16 protein-coding genes, 1 other RNA gene, 1 riboswitch and 1 other annotated feature are annotated in these 19,492 nt (G+C 32.3%); of the genes, 5 read left to right on the forward strand and 12 right to left on the reverse strand.

Going from position 1 to position 19,492, the window contains the following annotated elements; translation table 11 throughout:
* Positions 1 to 81: 81 nt before the first annotated feature.
* A complete protein-coding gene (locus G9F70_RS21440) occupies positions 82 to 1,269 on the forward strand; it encodes a cation diffusion facilitator family transporter (protein WP_164944061.1) in 1,188 nt (395 codons plus the stop codon).
* A 335-nt stretch (positions 1,270 to 1,604) separates the two neighbouring features.
* Here G9F70_RS21440 and lysA read toward each other — a convergent pair whose 3' ends face one another.
* From lysA to G9F70_RS21465, 5 genes are all read right to left on the reverse strand, one after another.
* Positions 1,605 to 2,903, reverse strand: coding sequence for a diaminopimelate decarboxylase (gene lysA / locus G9F70_RS21445; RefSeq protein ID WP_164944060.1), 1,299 nt, complete (start codon positions 2,901 to 2,903; stop codon positions 1,605 to 1,607).
* A gap of 25 nt (positions 2,904 to 2,928) precedes the next feature.
* On the reverse strand, positions 2,929 to 4,128 hold the full coding sequence (locus tag G9F70_RS21450) for an aspartate kinase (RefSeq protein ID WP_164944059.1): 1,200 nt from the start codon (positions 4,126 to 4,128) through the stop codon (positions 2,929 to 2,931).
* 200 nt (positions 4,129 to 4,328) lie between these two features.
* Positions 4,329 to 4,500, reverse strand: a riboswitch (Lysine riboswitch).
* A 56-nt stretch (positions 4,501 to 4,556) separates the two neighbouring features.
* On the reverse strand, positions 4,557 to 5,468 hold the full coding sequence (locus G9F70_RS21455) for a PLP-dependent cysteine synthase family protein (RefSeq protein ID WP_164944058.1): 912 nt from the start codon (positions 5,466 to 5,468) through the stop codon (positions 4,557 to 4,559).
* A complete protein-coding gene (locus G9F70_RS21460) occupies positions 5,452 to 5,949 on the reverse strand; it encodes an S-ribosylhomocysteine lyase (protein WP_318011006.1) in 498 nt (165 codons plus the stop codon). The genes G9F70_RS21455 and G9F70_RS21460 overlap by 17 nt, the downstream gene beginning before the upstream one ends.
* Complete coding sequence (locus G9F70_RS21465) at positions 5,939 to 6,583, reverse strand: class I SAM-dependent methyltransferase (protein WP_164944057.1); 645 nt, start codon at positions 6,581 to 6,583, stop codon at positions 5,939 to 5,941. Before G9F70_RS21465 ends, G9F70_RS21460 begins: the two co-directional genes overlap by 11 nt.
* 111 nt (positions 6,584 to 6,694) lie before the next feature.
* Positions 6,695 to 6,926, reverse strand: a binding site (T-box leader).
* A gap of 207 nt (positions 6,927 to 7,133) precedes the next feature.
* On the opposite strand from G9F70_RS21465, the gene G9F70_RS21470 reads away from it, so the two are divergent.
* The 3 genes from G9F70_RS21470 to G9F70_RS21480 all read left to right on the forward strand — a co-directional run bounded on the left by G9F70_RS21470 (position 7,134) and on the right by G9F70_RS21480 (position 10,084).
* Positions 7,134 to 8,234 (forward strand): PRK06851 family protein, encoded by a 1,101-nt coding sequence (locus G9F70_RS21470; RefSeq protein WP_164944056.1) that lies wholly within the window; start codon positions 7,134 to 7,136, stop codon positions 8,232 to 8,234.
* A gap of 265 nt (positions 8,235 to 8,499) precedes the next feature.
* Complete coding sequence (locus G9F70_RS21475; RefSeq protein WP_224617882.1) at positions 8,500 to 8,859, forward strand: DUF5658 family protein; 360 nt, start codon at positions 8,500 to 8,502, stop codon at positions 8,857 to 8,859.
* A gap of 112 nt (positions 8,860 to 8,971) precedes the next feature.
* Positions 8,972 to 10,084 (forward strand): DUF362 domain-containing protein, encoded by a 1,113-nt coding sequence (locus tag G9F70_RS21480; RefSeq protein WP_164944054.1) that lies wholly within the window; start codon positions 8,972 to 8,974, stop codon positions 10,082 to 10,084.
* 117 nt (positions 10,085 to 10,201) lie between these two features.
* Here the strand turns inward: G9F70_RS21480 and truA are convergent, their stop codons facing one another.
* The 7 genes from truA to G9F70_RS21515 form a co-directional block, all read right to left on the reverse strand.
* On the reverse strand, positions 10,202 to 10,939 hold the full coding sequence (truA, locus tag G9F70_RS21485; RefSeq protein WP_164944053.1) for a tRNA pseudouridine(38-40) synthase TruA: 738 nt from the start codon (positions 10,937 to 10,939) through the stop codon (positions 10,202 to 10,204).
* Between the two features lie 385 nt (positions 10,940 to 11,324).
* Complete coding sequence (locus G9F70_RS21490; protein ID WP_164944052.1) at positions 11,325 to 12,692, reverse strand: VWA-like domain-containing protein; 1,368 nt, start codon at positions 12,690 to 12,692, stop codon at positions 11,325 to 11,327.
* A gap of 8 nt (positions 12,693 to 12,700) precedes the next feature.
* Positions 12,701 to 13,819, reverse strand: a complete 1,119-nt coding sequence (locus tag G9F70_RS21495) for an ATP-binding protein (RefSeq protein ID WP_164944051.1) — start codon at positions 13,817 to 13,819, stop codon at positions 12,701 to 12,703.
* A gap of 13 nt (positions 13,820 to 13,832) precedes the next feature.
* Positions 13,833 to 14,636 carry a hypothetical protein gene (locus G9F70_RS21500; protein ID WP_164944050.1) on the reverse strand — a complete coding sequence of 268 codons (804 nt, stop codon included), beginning with the start codon at positions 14,634 to 14,636 and terminating at the stop codon, positions 13,833 to 13,835.
* Positions 14,637 to 14,857: 221 nt separating this feature from the next.
* A non-coding RNA gene (ssrS, locus tag G9F70_RS21505) (6S RNA) lies at positions 14,858 to 15,045 on the reverse strand.
* A 165-nt stretch (positions 15,046 to 15,210) separates the two neighbouring features.
* Positions 15,211 to 16,566, reverse strand: a complete 1,356-nt coding sequence (locus G9F70_RS21510; RefSeq protein ID WP_164944049.1) for a serine dehydratase subunit alpha family protein — start codon at positions 16,564 to 16,566, stop codon at positions 15,211 to 15,213.
* 216 nt (positions 16,567 to 16,782) lie between these two features.
* Positions 16,783 to 18,570 (reverse strand): sigma 54-interacting transcriptional regulator, encoded by a 1,788-nt coding sequence (locus G9F70_RS21515; protein WP_164944048.1) that lies wholly within the window; start codon positions 18,568 to 18,570, stop codon positions 16,783 to 16,785.
* Between the two features lie 207 nt (positions 18,571 to 18,777).
* On the opposite strand from G9F70_RS21515, the gene G9F70_RS21520 reads away from it, so the two are divergent.
* The gene (locus tag G9F70_RS21520; protein WP_164944047.1) at positions 18,778 to 19,488 is read left to right on the forward strand and encodes a DUF421 domain-containing protein; all 711 of its coding nucleotides are present in this window, start codon (positions 18,778 to 18,780) and stop codon (positions 19,486 to 19,488) included.
* Positions 19,489 to 19,492: the final 4 nt, after the last annotated feature.

Below are 19,492 nucleotides of genomic sequence, written 5' to 3' on the forward strand. Positions count from 1 at the left end.
AAATTAATGCTATAATTAATTGTTAAATATATGTTTAAAAATTAATAGTTTAAATTATACTATATAATTAGAGGTGAAAATATGTTATCAAAATTTTTAATTTCAAAATTCATAAAGAATCCTGAGGACACTACTAATAAAAAAGTAAGAGTTGCCTATGGTTACCTAGGCGGTTTAGTTGGAATTATAGTAAACTTAATTCTTTTTATTACAAAACTAATAATAGGAATACTATTAAATAGTATAGCAGTTACTGCAGATGCCTTTAATAACCTTTCAGATGTAGCTTCTTCCGTTATTACCATTTTAGGATTTAAGCTAGCTAGTAAACCTGCCGATAAGGAGCATCCTTTTGGTCATGGAAGGCTTGAATATATTTCTGGTCTTATAGTTTCTTTCTTAGTAATACTAGTAGGTTTTGAGTTTATTAAAACCTCCTATAGTAGAATAGTTAATCCCTCAAAAGTAATTTTTAACCTTATACCCTTTATATTAATATTAGTGTCTATAATTTCCAAACTTTGGATTAGTGGATTTAATAAGACCCTAGGCAAGGCTATAAAATCTTCTGCATTAGAAGCTTCTTCCTTTGATGCATTAAGTGATGTAGTTAGTTCAAGCTGTGTTGCACTATCACTGCTTCTTTCTATATGGATTGACATTCCTATAGATGGTTACATAGGAATGCTAGTATCCTTTTTCATAATCTATGCTGGCTTTTCACTTATAAAAGACACAATGAATCCCTTGCTTGGTGAGGCCCCTGACGTGAACCTTGTGAAAGGTATCCAATATAAGCTACTATCCTATAACCATATTACTGGCGCCCACGATTTAGTTATCCATAACTATGGACCCAGTAGATGCATGGGTTCTATTCATGCAGAAGTTCCCTGTGATATTTCTATAGTTGAAATTCATGAGATTATAGACAAAGCTGAAAAAGAGATTTCAGAAGAATTTGACATACATTTAGTTATTCACATGGATCCTATAAATACAGATGATGAAGAAGTTAATGATTGCCGAATAGAGCTTTTAAATGTATTAAAATATTTTCCTATAATAAAATCGATTCATGATTTTAGAATTGTGGGCAGTGGTGAATATAAAAATTTAATTTTTGACGCCGTAATTGATTTTAACCCAAGCTTTACAGCAGATGATGAATCCAAACTAGGAGATGCAATTAATAGTGAACTGAAAAAATGTTGCCCTCAGTATAATGCGTTGATGACATTAGATAGAGATTATTTAGGGGTAGTATAAATGAAAAAAAGAAAGTATAAGTAGAATTCTATTCTTCTTTGGAATTTTTATGTGCCCCTAAGGAATATCCCGAGGACTACTTAGACTAAATAAGTATAAAATTTCGACTTCGTTCCTTGCAATAAGAAGCGAAAAAACATTGAAATTCCATTTAGAAATTCTTCTTTTGCAAATATAAAATTCTCGTGAGCCTGCCAGGACGGCAGGCTAGCGAACCTGAGCCAGGAAGGCGAATGTGAGCGTCAGAGAATTTTATATTTTCAAAAGTTTAGAATTTCTTAATGAAATTTCACGTTTCGAGCTCATATTACAAGGCACGAAGTCGATTTTTTCACTTATAAGCACACTTCATTACTAATCATGTCCTTGTAAGTTTGTCTTTTGCATATGAGTCTATGCTTTCCTTCACTTACTAAAACTACCGCAGCCTTCCGTATTTTATTATAATTACTACTCATTGAATATCCATAAGCCCCCGTTGAAAGTACAGCCATAAGGTCTCCAGTATCAACCACTGGTAATCTTACACCTTCTAATAATATATCTCCACTTTCACAGCACTTACCAGCTATTGTAACTACCTCCATACAAGGTTCATTTATTCTATTGGCAAGTACACATTGATACTCTGCATTGTATAATGCCGGCCTTATATTATCTGTCATGCCACCATCTACTGCCACATATTTTCTTACATTTGGTATATCCTTTATAGCCCCTACAGTATATAAAGTAATTCCCGCATTAGCTACAATAGACCTCCCTGGCTCTATTACAAGCGTAGGTGATTTTATTCCATACTCCTTGCACTTAATTTTAGCTTCCTGGATTATTACTCTGCAGAAGTCCTCTATTTCTTTTGGCTCATCACCTTTGTTATAATAAACGCCAAAGCCTCCCCCTAGATCCAATTCTTCTATATCATAACTGAATTTTTCTTTAATATCCTTAATGAAAGACAACATTATGCCCACAGCATCTCTGTAAGGTTGTAACTCGAAAATTTGAGACCCTATATGACAGTGTAGTCCTGCAAGTTTTATATTTGAAAAGCTTAACGCAGTTTTTATAACTCCCTCTAATTCGTTATTTAATGCAGTAAACCCAAACTTTGAATCAATTTGACCAGTTTTTATATACTCATGAGTATGAGCTTCTATTCCTGGAGTTACGCGAAGAAGAATCCGTTGCATAATGCCTTTTCCCATTGCCTTTTTATGTATAATCTCCATTTCATGAAGATTATCTACCACAAAAGTTCCTACCCCCAGTTCTATCGCCATTTCAATTTCATCCAATGTTTTATTATTACCATGGAAATACACCTTTCTTAATGGAAAATCAGCCTTATAGGCAGTATATAATTCTCCCCCTGAGACTACATCCAAATATAGTCCTTCACTTTTTACAATTTCGCACATAGCCATAGTTAAAAATGCTTTTCCCGCATAAGCTACCTTATTCCCATTTTCCTGACCTTCAAAAGCTTTAGAGAACCTCCTACAATTACCGCGTATAAGCTGTTCATCCATTACATAAAGAGGGGTTCCGTATTCCTTAGCTAGAGCCTGCGCACTAACGCCTGCAATATTTAATTTATTATTTTCGTCCACTATATTACCAAAAAATCTCACATGAATCCCTCCTTCTATAGCTTATTTACATATTAAATTCCTTTGCAATAACTTGTATAGCCTTTAATTTATCTTCTGTTTTAATAGCGCAAGTAATTCTTATTTCTGAAGTAGTAATCATTTTAATCTCGATACTGTTTTTGCTAAAAACCCTAAACACTCTAGCTGCTACTCCTGAGGTTGTTTTCATTCCAAGCCCCACCACTGAAAATTTAGTTATATCCTCATCAACTATGACTTTATTATCTACTATTGCGTTATCTATAATTTCTAAACTATCCTTTAAACTTTCTTTAGGAATTGTAAAGGATACATTTACGGTTCCATCTATAGGCGACGTTTGACTTATCATATCTATATTAATTCTTTTACTTCCTATAGCTTCAAATATAGTGGCCAATATATTCACGTCTTTAGGTATACGCTGGAGAGTTACTGCCACATCCTCATCACTAGTTGCTATTCCCGTTACTGGTTTACTTTCCATATCCATATTTTTAACCTCCCTAATTACAGTTCCTTTAATATCGCTATTACTGAGCCCTACATATATAGGGATACCATATTTTTGAGCAAGCTCTATAGACCTTGAATGCATTATTTGAGCTCCCAAACTGGCTAGCTCCAGCATCTCTTCATATTCTATTTCATCTAATTTCTTAGCCTCTCCATATGCTCTAGGATCTACACTATATATTCCAGCCACATCCGTATATATTTCACAGCTACCGCAAAGTTTAACAGCCAAAGCTACGGCAGTGGTATCCGACCCACCTCTGCCTAAGGTGGTAATATCACCATCTCCATTTATTCCTTGGAAGCCAGCAACTATTACAATTTTGCCTTCTTTTAAGCTTTTTTTAATTTTCTTATCTTGTATATCCTTAATTAATGCCTTACCATATTGTCCACTAGTTTGAATGCCAATTTGGTGTGCAGTATAGCTTATAGCATCGCATCCTAAAGCCTTAATTGCCATGGCGAGTAGTGCACTTGAAATCATTTCTCCTGTTGATAATATAGCGTCGAGTTCCCTCTTATCTGGTTCCTGCGTTATACCTTTTGATAGAGCTATTAAATCATCCGTAGTTTTCCCCATAGCAGATACAACTATAACTAAATCTGTGTTTTCATTTTTTCTTTTTACTATACTTTGTGCAATACCTTTAATTTTCTCTGTAGTGCCTACAGAAGAGCCTCCATATTTTTGAACAACCACTGCCATAATTCAATCATTCCCCTTTATATCTAGTGTACTTGCTTGTGCACTGATTGATTTTACCTATTTTGTGAAATGTCGTTAAATCAACTACTAATATTTTTAGAATTACCTCCAGGAACATCAAGCTATTGTTTCAAAAAAAATAAATGCAGCAAAGGAACACCTTTGCTGCATAAAAATACATATTTTTATACAAACTTCGTGTACCTTGTAGTTCTCCACTGAAAAATCAGTGACAGTCGTACACATATTATATGTAAAACCAGAAAATATTTTCACAAAATATATCTTCTTCGGCTATAGCTCCTTTCCTTATTCATCCTCGCCTGTCAGCTCCGAACAAGTACTTTTAGATATAGCACCTCTACCCTAGGTAGTTTACTTATTAAATTAGTTCTTAGTCTATCACAGTATGTTTATAAGCACAAGTATTAATTATAAATGTTCTTGCTAAAATATCTATCTCCTCTATCGGGCAGTATCACAACAATATTCCCCTTTTCAATGGTTTTTCCAAGTTTTATTGCAGCTACTAATGCAGCCCCCGAAGAGCTACCTACAATAAGCCCTTCTTTTACTGCAATTAGGTTTAGCATGTTTAAAGCTTCATCATCAGAAACCTTTATAATGTTATCCACTAAACTCATGTCCATGGTTCCAGGCACAAAATTGTTTCCTATTCCTTCTATATCATAACAAAACTCTTCACCACCACCAAGAGTTGAACCATAAGGATCCACTAATATACCCTTTGTATTTTTATTCATTCCCTTTAAATATTTCATAACACCACTAAAGGTACCGCCACTACCTGCTCCTGCCACAAAATAATCAATTTCGCCTTCTAAGGCATCATATATTTCTGGTCCTGTAGTTTCATAATGAGCCTTTGGGTTCGCATTATTTTCAAACTGCTGGAGTGAAATAGAATTAGGAATTTCATTAAGTAGTTCTTTTTCTTTGGCAATAGCCCCTAGCATTCCGTCTTCCCTCCGTGTATTAATAATAGTTGCTCCTAATGCTCTCATCAGGGTTTGCTTTTCTACAGAAAACTTTTCTGGAACCACAAATATTACTTTGTATTCTTTATTTAAGGCTGCAAGCGCAACTCCTATGCCAGTATTTCCTGCAGTAGCTTCGACAATGGTATATCCAGCCTTTAAAATACCCTTGTCTTCTGCATCTTTTATCATGTAAACTCCAACTCTATCTTTAACACTACCACCGGGGTTCTCCCCCTCTAGTTTTGCGAAGATATTTACACCTTCTTTTACGCCCAAATTATTTAATTTAATAAGTGGTGTATTTCCTATAATATCTAATATGCTATTTATATATTTCACTGCTAACACCCCTATTTAGAACTAATTTTGCATATTCTTTTGCACCTTCTAAGGAATGGTCTTTATAATTTCCACATTGAAATTTATTGGCTGCTGGTGTCTCCTCTGACTCTATTACCTTTGTAAGTCCATAATTTAAAGTTTCTATAACCTTATCCACACTCACATCATTCCATGTAATCATATAAAACCCTGTTCTACATCCCATAGGTGAAATGTCTATAATTCCCTCCATTACTTCTCTCATATATCCAGCAAGCAAATGCTCTAAGGTATGGATAGCTGCTATATCCATAAACTCAACATTTGGTTGCATGAATCTTAAATCAAACTTTGTTACTATATCACCCTTCTCACCTACCTTTACCTCGCACTTTCTTACAAAAGGTGCCTTTACCTTTGTGTGATCTAATGAAAAACTTTCAACTTTAACCTTTTCCTTAGACATTTCTTCTTGCATTAATAATGAATTAAATTTCATAATTTAGCCCTCCTTTATTTGCTACTGCAATGAAAATCCCAGTTTCAGTAAATTCACCTTTGCTAGAATATCCTTTGCATTTTAAATTTGTATTTTCAATATTCACTATGTCAAACCCAACGCCAGTTAACCACTCTTCCAACTGCTGATTTGAAAAACCAAGCCATTCGTCAAACATCTCATCCTTTGCCCACTGACCATTGTGCTCTAGTACATCTGATATTATTAAAGTCCCATCTTTTTTAATTATTCTATACATCTCCTCAATAGCTTTTTTAGCATCCTTCACATGATGAAGAGCCATATTAATAAATACCACATCTACAGATTCATCAAATAAAACCAAGTTATCTATGGATGATTTTATTGGATATACATTGTTGAATTTTTTAGTTTCCATTAATTTTTTAGATTCTCTAAGCATATTTACAGATTGATCTATAGAAAATACAATACTTGCCTCTAATGCCAGTGCCAAGGATAAAAATCCAGTACCGCATCCAAGGTCAGCCACTACTTTATCTTTTATATTTACTTTAGATAATACCTCATACTTTAACCTTTCCTCAAAATACTCACTTCTTATTACGTTCCAACTTTTAGCTATCTTATTAAAATAATCTAACGAACCCATAACATCGCCTCCATTTAATTTTTGCGTAACATATTTAAAAATAGTGTTGTGGCTAAGACCTTTCTCAAAAATACAGATATATTTTTGACGTCAAAAAAGCCCGTCTCCTTTTATAGAGACGAAGCTATAAACTTCGCGGTCCCACCCTAATTAGATATAAAATCTCACTTAATTTCAAGCACAAAATGCTTTATCGCTTTAACGGGCCAACCCGTAGTCCCCTACTATAATTTCGGGTCCATACTCCAAAGGGCACTTCATATATCTTTCGGTAGAAGCTTCTCAGCAGTGCTTCCTCTCTGTACCCTTCGAACATATTACTTTCCTTTTTCATTGTATATATTAGTATTCATATAGGAATAGTTATGTTTTTATTATATGCCATATTTTATTTTTGTCAACCCTAGTTTTTAACTTATTTTCAATTGTTGAATTATATATTCTTCTAATTTAGGCGGTGTCTAAATTATATTATCACGGTTTTCTATATCACCATTTTCTATGCTTGTGAATATTATATATTGATATGATGATATGGAGTGTGATATTTATGCAAGGTACTATTAAAAATATTTTTCCCGGTGGCAATACTTCAAGAGGCTTCTATTCCTTCTATAGGTATATATTAGGTCAGGATGAAGCAAGAAGAATAATATGCATAAAAGGAGGCCCTGGAACAGGTAAATCCTCCTTAATGAAGAAAGTTGGTAAATACTTTAATGAAAAAGGCTACGACATAGAATACCATCACTGCTCTTCTGATAATAATTCATTAGATGGATTAGTTATTAAAGGACTTAATGTAGCAATACTTGATGGGACTTCACCTCATGTAGTAGACCCCGTAAATCCTGGAGCTGTAGATGAAATTCTAAACATGGGAGATTGTTGGGATGAGGAAGGCTTTAAGAAATATAGGCATAAAATAATCGACACAAACAAAAAAGTGGGTAAAACTTTTAAAAGAGCCTATAAATTTTTTGGAGCAGCTAAATTAGTTTATGATGATTGGTATACCTATAATAATGAAGCCTTAAATATTAATAAGCTAAACCTACTAAAAGAAAATCTAAAAGAATCACTATTTACTACTCCAGCATCTAATATGGGTTATGATAGACATTTATTTGCTACAGCTTTTACACCTAATGGTATTATCACCTATATTGAAAACTTGTGCTCAGATTACAAGAAAATTTATGTACTAAAAGGCGGTCCTGGTACTGGCAAGTCAAGTATACTAGAATTCTTATCTTCTGAAGCCTTAAGGCGTGGTCACTATGTAGAAATTTTCCATACACCCCTTATTCCTGAAAAAATCGAGCATATATTGATTCCTGACTTAAATGTTGCCATATTAACCTCCAATGAAATAAACAATTTAGATCTACCCGGTACTGTAATTGACATGAGAGACTGTTTAAATCTTAGTACCCTTGAAAAAAACAAAGCTGAAATGGAATATGATGCAACCCAGTTTTTCACACTTTTAAACAAGGGTTTAGCTACAATAAAAGAAGCTAAAGCTCTACATGACGAACTTGAAACTTCCTTTATTCCAAATATGGATTTTTCTAAAGTAGATGAAGTATTGACAAAGGTTATTAAAAAGATAAATGGATATGAAGATGATTATTTAAATAACAAATAAATTTTAAAGAGCTGCGGTTATCCACAGCTCTTTTCACTTAACGCACAGTGCTGTGCACTTAATCCATATTGAATTCTTTTAAGGCTGATGCAATAGTGGGAGCATCAAGTTGAACCTCTTCTTTAGCTCCCACCTTCATATCACTGTATATTTATTTTTTATATGCAAACACTAGGCACATAAAAATAAACTTTAGCATAGTATATAATAATACATTCATTATTCCACTAAGATATCCTAACCTTTAATGGAGGCGCTTACATTGATGTTTTTTATAAAAAACTATACATTTGAAAATATAAAACATAAGCTTTTAATATTATACATACTTAATGTAACAGATATATTCTTTACTCTTTTACTCCTGTCTACAGGCTTATTTATGGAGGCAAATCGCTTAATGATAAATGTAGTTCAAAGTACATCTGCTAGTTTTATATTGAAAATCGTACTACCAGCCCTATTATTATTATATATATACATTAGAATGAAAAGAGCAACCGTAACTCAACTAAAACAATCTAACATTATTCTTAATATTATTACTGGAGTTTATATCATAATCAATATTTCTCATTTAGTATGTTTCTTGCTATTTGGTTTATTTATAAAATTTCCTATGTAATAAAAGTGCTTGAGAGTGATCCCAATGCAATTGGAAGGGTTTGCTTCCATATGCTATAATTATAAAAATATATAAAATATATTTCAAATTAATTATATAAGGGGGTAAATGAATGAATAAATCAAAGGTATTTTTTACGAACTTAAGAACAAAACCTGGATGTAATCTATTAGATAAGCTTCAAAAACTTGTAGTAGAGGCAGGTATAAAAAACATAGATTTTAAAGATCAATTTGTGGCTATAAAAATTCATTTTGGAGAGCCGGGTAACCTTTCATACATACGGCCAAACTATGCTGCAAGTATTGTTAAACTTATTAAAGAGTTAGGTGGAAAGCCATTCCTTACTGATTCAAACACCTTATACGCTGGAAGAAGATCTAATGCTATAGACCATATTGAGTCAGCTATGGAAAATGGTTTTAATCCCATTTCTGTTGGATGTAACGTAATAATAGCGGATGGATTAAAGGGTGGAGATTATAGGGAAATTCCAATCAATCAAAAACATTGTAAAACTGCTAAAATAGGTGCAGCCATTGCAGATTCAGATATAATTATTTCTATGACTCACTTCAAAGGTCATGAAATGACCGGTTTTGGTGGAGCATTAAAGAATTTAGGTATGGGCTCAGGTTCCGTTGGTGGAAAGCTTGAAATGCATTCTGCATCTAAACCTTTTATGAAAAAAAATAACTGTGTAAGCTGTGGAATATGCTTTAAGAATTGCCTGCACAAAGCAATTTCCTTCGATGAAAATAAAAAGGCAACTATAGATTATGATAAATGCGTAGGCTGTGGCCAATGTGTTGCAGTATGCCGTTTTAATTGCGCAACAGTAAAGTGGAATGAATCTGCTGATAGTGCTAATGAGAAAATTGCAGAATATACCTATGCTGTTATTAAAGACAAACCAAATTTTCATATTAGCTTTATTATGAATGTTTCCCCTAATTGTGATTGTTCTCCGGAAAACGATGTAGCAATTGTTCCAGATATAGGTATCGCTGCTTCCTTTGACCCAGTAGCCTTAGATAAGGCCTGTGTTGACATGGTTAACAGTGCAACTGCATTAAATTCAACTGAGCTTTCAGATAGACATTATCATGATGGCCTGGATAAATTTTCTCATATACATCCTGATACAAATTGGAAGGTTGGTCTAGCCCATGCAAAAGCTATTGGCATTGGTACTGACGAATATGAGCTAGTAACAGTTAAATAGAAAAGACTCTAAAATGGAGAAAGTGAATGCCATATCACTTTCTCCATTTTGTATAATTATTTAAAAGATAAATTGTAAGAAAACCTCTTAATTTAGATATTCCTTACTTTTTCATTCTTAGTATTCAATATTTCTTAGTGATAGCCCTTTTGATTTAGCCATTAAGCTATATTTTGACTCTGTTTTTTCAGTTAACAGCGTTTCTATATCTTCTACCTCTAGCTTTCCTTCACCTATATCTATAAGGCTTGCTATAATAATTCTTACCATATTCCATAAAAAATCATTACCATTAATTTCTATTTCGACCATATCATTTTTCTCAATTATGTTTATATAATTAATAGTTCTAATAGTAGATTTAGTATCAGATGTGACCGTAGTAAACCCCTGAAAGTCATGAGTTCCAACTAAAGATTCTGCTGCAATTCTCATTTCTTCTAAATTAAGTTTGCCCTCACTATGATAAACATATTTTCTATTAAATACATTTCTTAATTCATTATTATTTATTTTATACACATAAGTAATTGATTTTATGTTATATGCCACATGAAATTTTTCGCTTGCTTCTTCCATAGATTTCACTACTATATCTTCTGGTAAAAATTCATATAGATAATCCAGTATAGCCTCATTGCTTAAATCGCTATTTGTATGAAAATTCGCCATATAATTTTCAGCATGTACCCCTACATCTGTTCGCACGCAACCTGAAACCTCAATAGGTTCTCCTGCCATCTTAGACAATACACTTTGAATTTTACCTTGCAACGTTAAATCATTATCCTCTTGCTTTTGCCATCCTTTATATCTGCTTCCATCATATTCTAATATCATTTTTAAATTTCTCATATATTTCCGCCTTTAACTTATTTGATTATTCATGTTTTAATTTTGCCCAATGAATACTTTAATTATATCTTTCCTACTAAAATAAAGCTATTATATTTGCAATTATAATTACAACACACTGCACAAACTATTAAAATTTAGTTTAAGTATTTTTTCTTAGATTATGCTAACAAAAGTATATATTGCGAAGAATGCATTTGAATAAGCCTTAGTAATTCAAAATTTATTTTATTTACAGGTGCGTAAAGAAAAACATATGTTTGAGCGTAAGCGAGTTTATGTTTTTTAGCAACTGTAAATAAAATAAATTTTAGAATTACTTGGCGAAGTGAAAGCATTTTAGCAATATATACTTGACCTTATAGCATAAGCTAAGAAAAATTTCCTAATATATTGGCTCATGGTTATTCCCAGAAAAACCATCCACCATTACATCTATCCTATCCTCAGTGTCCTCTTTTATCTCTACAGGTTTTAGTTTTTTTACCGTGCCAAAGGGCTGCGCTAATGAAAGTTTATCACCACGTCCTGATATAACCCACAAGGTTTTATAGCCTTTTGGCGTTACACCTAGGTTTACTTCACCCTTTCCATCTGTAAAATATATTAGTATGTTTGTATCAGTATTATTTACATAATTAAAAACCGGTGTAAATTTTGTACCACCACCGCCAGTACTGCTTCGCTTACGTACATTATTAATGGATTTCACCTTGTATGCTTGTCTTATTTCCGTATCACATTCAAGCAGTGTTATTTCATGTTTATAAGTTTTTACAATATTAAAAACCTCTTTTATTGCTCCATGAAATTCCTCATCACTAATACTTCCACTTATGTCTATAGCCAGGGTAATTCTAGCTGTATGCCCCCTAAGTTCTCCTCTTAAATCTAATCTATTAGGTTGGCGTCTACTTCTTCTTGTAATAGTCTTCTTTTTGTCACCTTCTAGCGTTCCCATCATTTTCCTTAGATACATATTCCAAGGGATTTCACCTTTTTTCCCTGCAAGACCTTTAAGCATATCCTCCAAATAAAGAGGAACTGCGCCCTTCTCTGCTAACACTACAAATTTCTCTGTAAAATTTTTAAGGGTCTCCTCATCTATTTCCGTGGATTCTTCCCACAAATCATGAGTACTCGCAGCATCATATTCTTTTTTTATCTGCTCGTACTTAGACTCATCTTCCTTACTTTCATCTTTTTCCTCTAATAAATTTAGAGCCATTTGAATTTTATCCACATAATACTCCATAATCATATAAGGTTGCATATTTAAACTATACTTAAAATTTATACTATCTAAAGTTGTAGCAAAGTGTGGAAGATCCTTTAGATGCTGATTAACTACTATATCCATCGCCATATTAATAGCCAAGTTACTATATTTTGTTTTAAGTACTCTCGCACGATTTAAATGAAATGATAGTATGTGATAAATCTCATGCTTAATAGTGCTTTTCATCTGCTCCCCTGTAAGATTCAAAAAAATATATGGGTTGAAATAAATTACATATTTAGACAATTTAAAATTCACAGCTGTGGGCGACGTTATATCATATTTTATTTCTCTAGACATTTGAAGTAGAAAATAGCCATAAAAGTTTTCATTATCTTCTATGAGCATAAAATTAACCATAGTAACAAGTTTCAAAAATTCTTCATTAAAATCTTTTGGCATGTCTTCAATTCTTTTCAGATTAGAAATCTGGTCGTAAAGTGAGTTTTTAAGATTTTCAAATACCTTTCCCATAATATCACCTAGCCTTTTATCTCATTATAGGCCTTAAAATACATTTCAACGAAAGCTTCATTTTCCAAACATAATTTATAAACAACATTATAACTCTCTTTAATATCCTGCATAATCCCTATGCCTAGGTCCACAGGATATAACCCCAAAAACTCTACAAATCTTGTTATATCGCTATTTAAAATTTCTTTTCTATCTAAATTATGCAAAATATTCTTTGCTATCAAGTATAATCTTGTGTGGCTTTCTTTTTTTACTTTTCCTATAACCTCTTGTGTCAATTCTGAAGGCTCAAACACCTCTTCATAAGAAATTAAAGGTTTATTATTCTCCTGTTCAAAAGCCATAAACTCATGAGCAATTCTATCACCTAAATTACCTTTTAGAATATTTAAAAATACTCTTTTAGGAGTCTTATCTTTATTTGTTTTGTAAATCCTATAGCTTTTAGAAACCCGTTCAAAGCTTCTAGGAGTTGCCTTTATCTGCTCACCCTTTAGTGTACTTTGTAAATATTCCGGGAAAGTAGATATAAACTCTATAACCTTTTGCTCTATTTTATTTTCAATAGCCCAGCTCAGCCAAGCTTTTGAGTCGCTTTCCATATAAAGCCAAACAAATCTATTTTCTTGTGCTGCATCCATATCAACTACTTGATAGTCAACATCGTCTCCATATTTACTAGAAGGATTCATTGCAGCTAATATTTTCACTCTATCATGAAGCTTATACCCATTTATATCTCGGTTTAATATAAGATTCATAAGTTCTTGTTGCACAGTATGCTCACAACGGTTTATCTCATCAATAAATAAAAACACTTCTTTGCCATCATCTATCAAACTATCTATTTCCTGTAGCTTTGTATGAACCGCGTAAACAGTATTTTTTTTACTAATAGCCCTACCGCTATCATCCTTAAAACTATAGTCTTCAACTGTTGGAAGACCACCTATTTCTCCTTCTTTTAAAAGGTTTCCATCTATAACAACTAGGCTCCAGCCTTTCTTTTTTGCGAGTTCTTTAGCTAGGGCAGTTTTTCCTATACCGCTTTCTCCTACAATTATTGGTACTTCATTCGTTTCTATAACAAGCTCCGCACTTTGCAGCGTATCCTTAAAATTCATAACTTATCTCCTCTTAGATCATCTTCAATTTTTCATCAACCGCTATTTTTTTGCAGGTTTTACTTCCATATTTATAAATAAAAATGATTTTATCCAATGATATATTACCATATTTCTCATTTATACTTTCACAGTTAATAAAATCTCTTACATATTTTTCTGATATATCTTCTTTAGATAATACCTCTTTAAAAGCCATCTCTACCGTATCCCTTGGTAGGTCATTAATAAAATATTTCATTACCAGGGAATTGTGTTTTAAAAACAATATTTTTTTATTTTCATCTATGTTTAAAATGAACTTTATAGCAGCTTCATTTTCCGTAATGGCCAATATCTCCGCCTTTATAGTTGCATTTTCTATATATCTTAAAGTCTCATAATTTTTTTCTATAGCTAAAAGTTGTATTTCTTCAATTGGGCTGTCTATAAATCTTATAGAGTCATAATCTCTTTCTATAGCTAATTTTTGTAATTCGATGCTGGGGCTTTTGGCATATTTTATTGCATATCCTTTTTGCTTAATACCGATCTTTATTAATTCGGCGCTGGGATTTTCTATAAAGTCTAAAGTATTCCAAATCTTTGATACAACATATTTTTTCATATCATAAGTTGGATTTTCTATAAACTCAATGGCCATGCAATTACTTTTTATTGCCATGTCTTGCATCTGTTTTGTAGGATTTTTTATATAACGTATCATTATCCCATCTTTTTTTATAGCCCTAATCTTCATTTCCTCACTAAGTTCTTTAATATTTTTTATAATAATTGGGTTACTCTCTATCATTTGTAGAATTTTATCATCTGTCATAAAACTTCACCTCTATACTAATCATATTCAAAAGCAACTATTCATTAAGCTAGTATTTTTTTATAACTGCCTTATTAATTTAATACAATTATAGCATAAAAAAGAAAAGTATAAATAGTTGTTAACCGTCCCCCATTAATTTTCAAAATTTAATAATTTTTTATAAACTAAAAAAAGAGATATTTCTATCTCTTTTATAAACGAACCAAAATTTTTAAATTTATAATCCAAGGTACCGTTGCCCCAATTTTTGCACCTATCTTTATGATAGGTGGGTGTCCTCAGAGATGTTCAGCAGTCCTTGCCAATTAAATATTGGTCTTATAGGCCTAGTATGCATCTAGATCTTGAACTCCCGTATTAATACTGTAGGTTGAAAATAAGAGCTTCACGAATATCCCAGAAATATATATTCATATAAAATTTTTAAGTAAGTTTAATTACTATCTATTGACTTTATTATATCAGAATTAAAATAAAATTCAATAGTAAATTACAGTTTTTTTTAAATAAATTTATGAGAATAAGATGTAAAATATAATACATTCTCACTTATTATTTGTTTTATTAAATGCTATGCAATAATGCCTTGTTTTTTTAAGTATGATTTTGAATTTTCATGTAACGGCAAGGTCTCAAACTCTTTTTGCATTTTTTTCATAGTATTTAATATAACAACATCCGCAATATTCATGCCTTCTGAAGATAAAACTCCTAAATTCATAATTGTATCTTCAGCAGTTTCTGCAACAATTCCATTTCTTGCAGGTACAATAGAACCATTTATAGCTAAAACTGCGGATTGCACAGCAACTGATGCAGATGTGGAAAGCTTTAATGCACATCCTTCCTTTGCACCATCACATATCATACCGCTTGTATTTGCAAGGGTGTTCTTTATAACACCCTCTATTTGGTCTTCACTCGCACCCATTAACCATGCTATAGCTACCCCAGAACCAGTTCCAGCTGCAACACCACAAGCACAAAGCGCTGATAATCTCCCTATATAATGTTTTATATAGCTATTCATAATATGACTTATTGCAACTGCTTTAGCCAGTTTTTCATCAGTCACATTAAATTTATTTTTGTATGCTACTAATGGTAAAATTGCTGTAAGCCCATTATTTCCACTTCCGTTGCTGCTCATAACTGATAAATTTATTCCGGACATCCTAGCATCGCTAGCAGCTGCAGTTAGCATCATTGAAGAAGTCATTAAGTCCTCACAAAGAAATCCTTGCTCCATACCTTTTTTAAGACTAAATCCAACCCCCATACCCATTTTTTCTTTAAGTCCAACTTCAGCTATAGCTTCATTCATTACTACTCCATCTAACATAAAAGCTATATCTTCATGAGGAATTTTTTCAATTTCGCTTATGATTTCTCTTACTTTTAAACCATATAGAATGTTCTTTCCAATATTGCTTTTTTTATCCCCTTTTCTTAAATCTAAAAGGACTTCTCCTAGTCTTTCAATATAAACAAATCTATTATGTTTTCCGCTTATAATCACATTACAATTGCCTTTATCTGTCACAAAATTTACTTCTACATAAATCTTGTCTTCAGTATCTTTAATGTCCAATGATACCTTTCCACTATGCAAAAGTTCTTTAGCAAGTTGTACTTGCCTCTCATTAATTCCTTCAAGTACTCTTAAATCCTTTTCACTTTCTCCACCAATAAACCCAAGGGCCGCTGCGATATGAAGGCCAACTTCCTTTGTATTTGGTATACCAACTGATAATCCATTTTTGTATATATTCGGACTAACAAAAACTTTTGCACTCTCTATATAATTAAAAGCCATTAATTCTTTAGCCTTTGCGCAAGCAAGAGCAACAGCTACTGGTTCAGTACATCCCATGGCAGGAACTACTTCCTCTTTCAACGTTTCAACTATAAGATTTCTTAATTTCATGAAATCACTCCCTCTATGAATTATATTATTAAAAATATGTATACTATCAAATTTAAATATATCAAAAATTTATGTAGTCTTTATGAATGTTTTTTAATACTACTAATACATATTAAAGCAATATTCATGCCAATAAAATCATTGGTATAATAGCCCCCTTAATTTTATTTTTCTCAAAATGATAAAAACAAAAGAAAAACAGTATCAAAATGAGAATTAATTCTCATTTTGATACTGTTCCATTTTATATTCTTTTAATTTTCTATACAGCGTTGCTCTACTTAATTCTAAAGCTTCAGCAGCCTTTGTAATCGCTTGTTTGCTATGTCCAAAATGTTCTAACGCTTTTAAAATTTCTTTTTTCTCTAATTCCTTAATAGGTATAATACCTATATTTTTATTAATTTCTAAAGTATTTGATGAAGCTTTCAACCTCTTAGGCAAATCCATACATTTTATAACTGAACTACCGCACATATTTACGGCATATTCTATGGTATTTTCCAATTCACGTACGTTCCCTGGCCACTTATAATTCATGAAAATTTCTAAAACAGAATCTTCTATTTTACTTATATGCTTTTCTAGCTTAACGTTGCATTTTTCCAAAAGATAATCCATAAGAATCACTATATCATCTTTTCGCTCCCTTAATGGAGGTATATTAAGTGGGATTACATTTAATCTATAAAACAAATCTTGCCTAAACTCTCCCTCTAACACTTTTTTTTCTAAATCTTTATTAGTAGCTACAATAATTCTTACATCTATAGGAATGGATTCTTTTCCGCCAATCTTCTCAATAACGTATTCCTGTACTACCCTTAAAAGTTTAGTTTGAAGATGAATAGGCATATCTCCAATTTCATCTAAAAATATAGTTCCCTTATTTGCGAGTTCAAATTTCCCTGCCTTACCACCTCTTCTTGCTCCTGTAAATGCTCCATCCTCATACCCAAAAAGCTCACTTTCTAGTAATTGTTCTGGAATAGCTGCACAATTTATTGGAATAAAAGGCCCTTTAGCTCTAGCACTATAAAAGTGAACAGCCCTTGCAAATAATTCTTTTCCCGTTCCACTTTCTCCCTGAATAAGCACTGTAGAAGTAGATTTCGCAGCCTTTTTTGCTTCTACTTTAACCTGCTCTAAACAAGAACTACTGCCTATAATACTGTCAAAGGAAGTAACCATGGTACCCGTGGTAATATGATTTACTGTTTTTAACAAATCAGAAATATTACTAAAAGAACATACTATGCCAAAGCTTTTATCGCCGATACTAATAGGCTTTGCATCAAAAACTCCCCTGAAATGATGGCTATTATTATTATAAGTGAATTCTTTATTTTTTAAATTTTTATGTTCCTCAATAAGCAAATCAAAATCTAAACTACCAATAAATTTTTTTATATTAGTTTTTAAAATTTGATTTCCCTGAAGCTTAAATAGCTCTGCTGCTTTGGTATTATAATGAAGAATGTTTCCTGCGTGATCCGCCGCTATAATCCCTCTATCTACAGCATCGAGAACTATCTCTAGTTCACTTACTAAAAGCTTTATTTGCTCTGTATTTTCCTGTTCTAATAACTTTGATGATATTAAATCCGCCATTCTATTTAAAAAATTCATTAGATTTTCTTTATTATTTATAATAGCATCCCGTTGCTCTTCTTCAAAGGCAATAAGCCCAATAACTCCAACAGTGACATCTCCTACATGAATTGGACAACAAACCTCTGCAAATTCCTCGCAGTTGTAAGCATTCTCACATTCTAAACATGTAAAATGTTGCCTAGGATTTTCAATAATAAAACTTTCTCCTTGTGTTAAAGAAAACCCAAAAGCAGATTTTTCATTTACTTTTTCGAAAAGAGAATTTCTATATCTTCCTGTACCTGCTATTCTATTATAATTATTATCTACAACAGTCACATCTACCCCTATGACACTTGATATTGCCTCAGAAATTTTCTGAACATTTGAAACAATTTTTATCAAATCCATCTTTATCATCCTTTTGTTTTTTACTTGAATACACGCTTATTATATCTCTGGTGCCACCCAGGTTGCAAGTGGTAAGTAACTTGGCTAACTCATCACTTAAATTTCACCTTGAGGAAATAATAATTTAAATTTATTGTTTGTAAAATATTAAAATTAATATAACTTATAAACTTGGATATAATATTATTGAAGGAAGGTGTTGTTCCCATGAACGAAGGCCTAATAGTACTAGTCAGAGGAATCATTGGCTTTTTTACCTTATTGATATTTACCCGTATTCTCGGCAAGCAGCAGGTTAGTCAGCTTACTTTTTTTGATTATGTAGTTGGTATAACTATAGGTTCTACAGCCTCCTCTCTAACTACAGACTTAACTAGTAGAGCATGGCCTCATTGGGTAGGACTATTTACATGGACTGCTTTATGCTTAATTTTACAATTAATAACTCTTAAATCAAAGACTGCCGAAAAATACCTAGATGGACAGCCTACCATCGTTATTATAAATGGAAAAATACTAGAGGAATCCATGAAAAAGTTTCGATACACCATAGGTGACCTTCTATCACAGTTAAGAGATAAAGATATTTTTGATATAGACCAAGTGGCTTATGCAATCCTGGAAAAAGATGGTCAATTGTCTATCTTAAAAAAAACTCAGTGTGATCCAGTTACCCCAAAGGATTTAAATCTTAAAACTTCACCTGCCAGTATTGATTTTGAAGTAATTTACGATGGCTCCATTTTGCAAGATAGCTTAGATAAGATTAATAGGAATGAAAGATGGCTAATGAAACAATTAAAAAGCAAAGGCATTAATGACGCTTCCGAAGTATTCTTAGCTATTTATAATGCCACCAGTGGCCTACATGTAGATCTTTATAAAGATCATATAAAAAAAATAACAAATAAAATATAAGGGA

Origin of the sequence: Clostridium sp. FP1 (genome assembly GCF_011065975.2) — a bacterium.
Lineage (GTDB): Bacteria > Bacillota > Clostridia > Clostridiales > Clostridiaceae > Clostridium_AD > Clostridium_AD tagluense.

Excerpts from the sequence above, each read along its gene's own strand:
- G9F70_RS21475 (WP_224617882.1), top strand. The coding sequence starts at position 8,500 with ATGTTTTTTATAAAAAACTATACATTTGAAAATATAAAACATAAGCTT.
- G9F70_RS21440 (WP_164944061.1), top strand. The coding sequence starts at position 82 with ATGTTATCAAAATTTTTAATTTCAAAATTCATAAAGAATCCTGAGGAC.
- G9F70_RS21465 (WP_164944057.1), bottom strand. The coding sequence starts at position 6,583 with ATGGGTTCGTTAGATTATTTTAATAAGATAGCTAAAAGTTGGAACGTA.
- G9F70_RS21495 (WP_164944051.1), bottom strand. The coding sequence starts at position 13,819 with ATGAATTTTAAGGATACGCTGCAAAGTGCGGAGCTTGTTATAGAAACG.
- truA (WP_164944053.1), bottom strand. The coding sequence starts at position 10,939 with ATGAGAAATTTAAAAATGATATTAGAATATGATGGAAGCAGATATAAA.
- G9F70_RS21460 (WP_318011006.1), bottom strand. The coding sequence starts at position 5,949 with ATGAAATTTAATTCATTATTAATGCAAGAAGAAATGTCTAAGGAAAAG.
- G9F70_RS21510 (WP_164944049.1), bottom strand. The coding sequence starts at position 16,566 with ATGAAATTAAGAAATCTTATAGTTGAAACGTTGAAAGAGGAAGTAGTT.
- G9F70_RS21515 (WP_164944048.1), bottom strand. The coding sequence starts at position 18,570 with ATGGATTTGATAAAAATTGTTTCAAATGTTCAGAAAATTTCTGAGGCA.
- G9F70_RS21480 (WP_164944054.1), top strand. The coding sequence starts at position 8,972 with ATGAATAAATCAAAGGTATTTTTTACGAACTTAAGAACAAAACCTGGA.
- G9F70_RS21490 (WP_164944052.1), bottom strand. The coding sequence starts at position 12,692 with ATGGGAAAGGTATTTGAAAATCTTAAAAACTCACTTTACGACCAGATT.
- G9F70_RS21520 (WP_164944047.1), top strand. The coding sequence starts at position 18,778 with ATGAACGAAGGCCTAATAGTACTAGTCAGAGGAATCATTGGCTTTTTT.
- G9F70_RS21450 (WP_164944059.1), bottom strand. The coding sequence starts at position 4,128 with ATGGCAGTGGTTGTTCAAAAATATGGAGGCTCTTCTGTAGGCACTACA.
- G9F70_RS21500 (WP_164944050.1), bottom strand. The coding sequence starts at position 14,636 with ATGACAGATGATAAAATTCTACAAATGATAGAGAGTAACCCAATTATT.
- G9F70_RS21470 (WP_164944056.1), top strand. The coding sequence starts at position 7,134 with ATGCAAGGTACTATTAAAAATATTTTTCCCGGTGGCAATACTTCAAGA.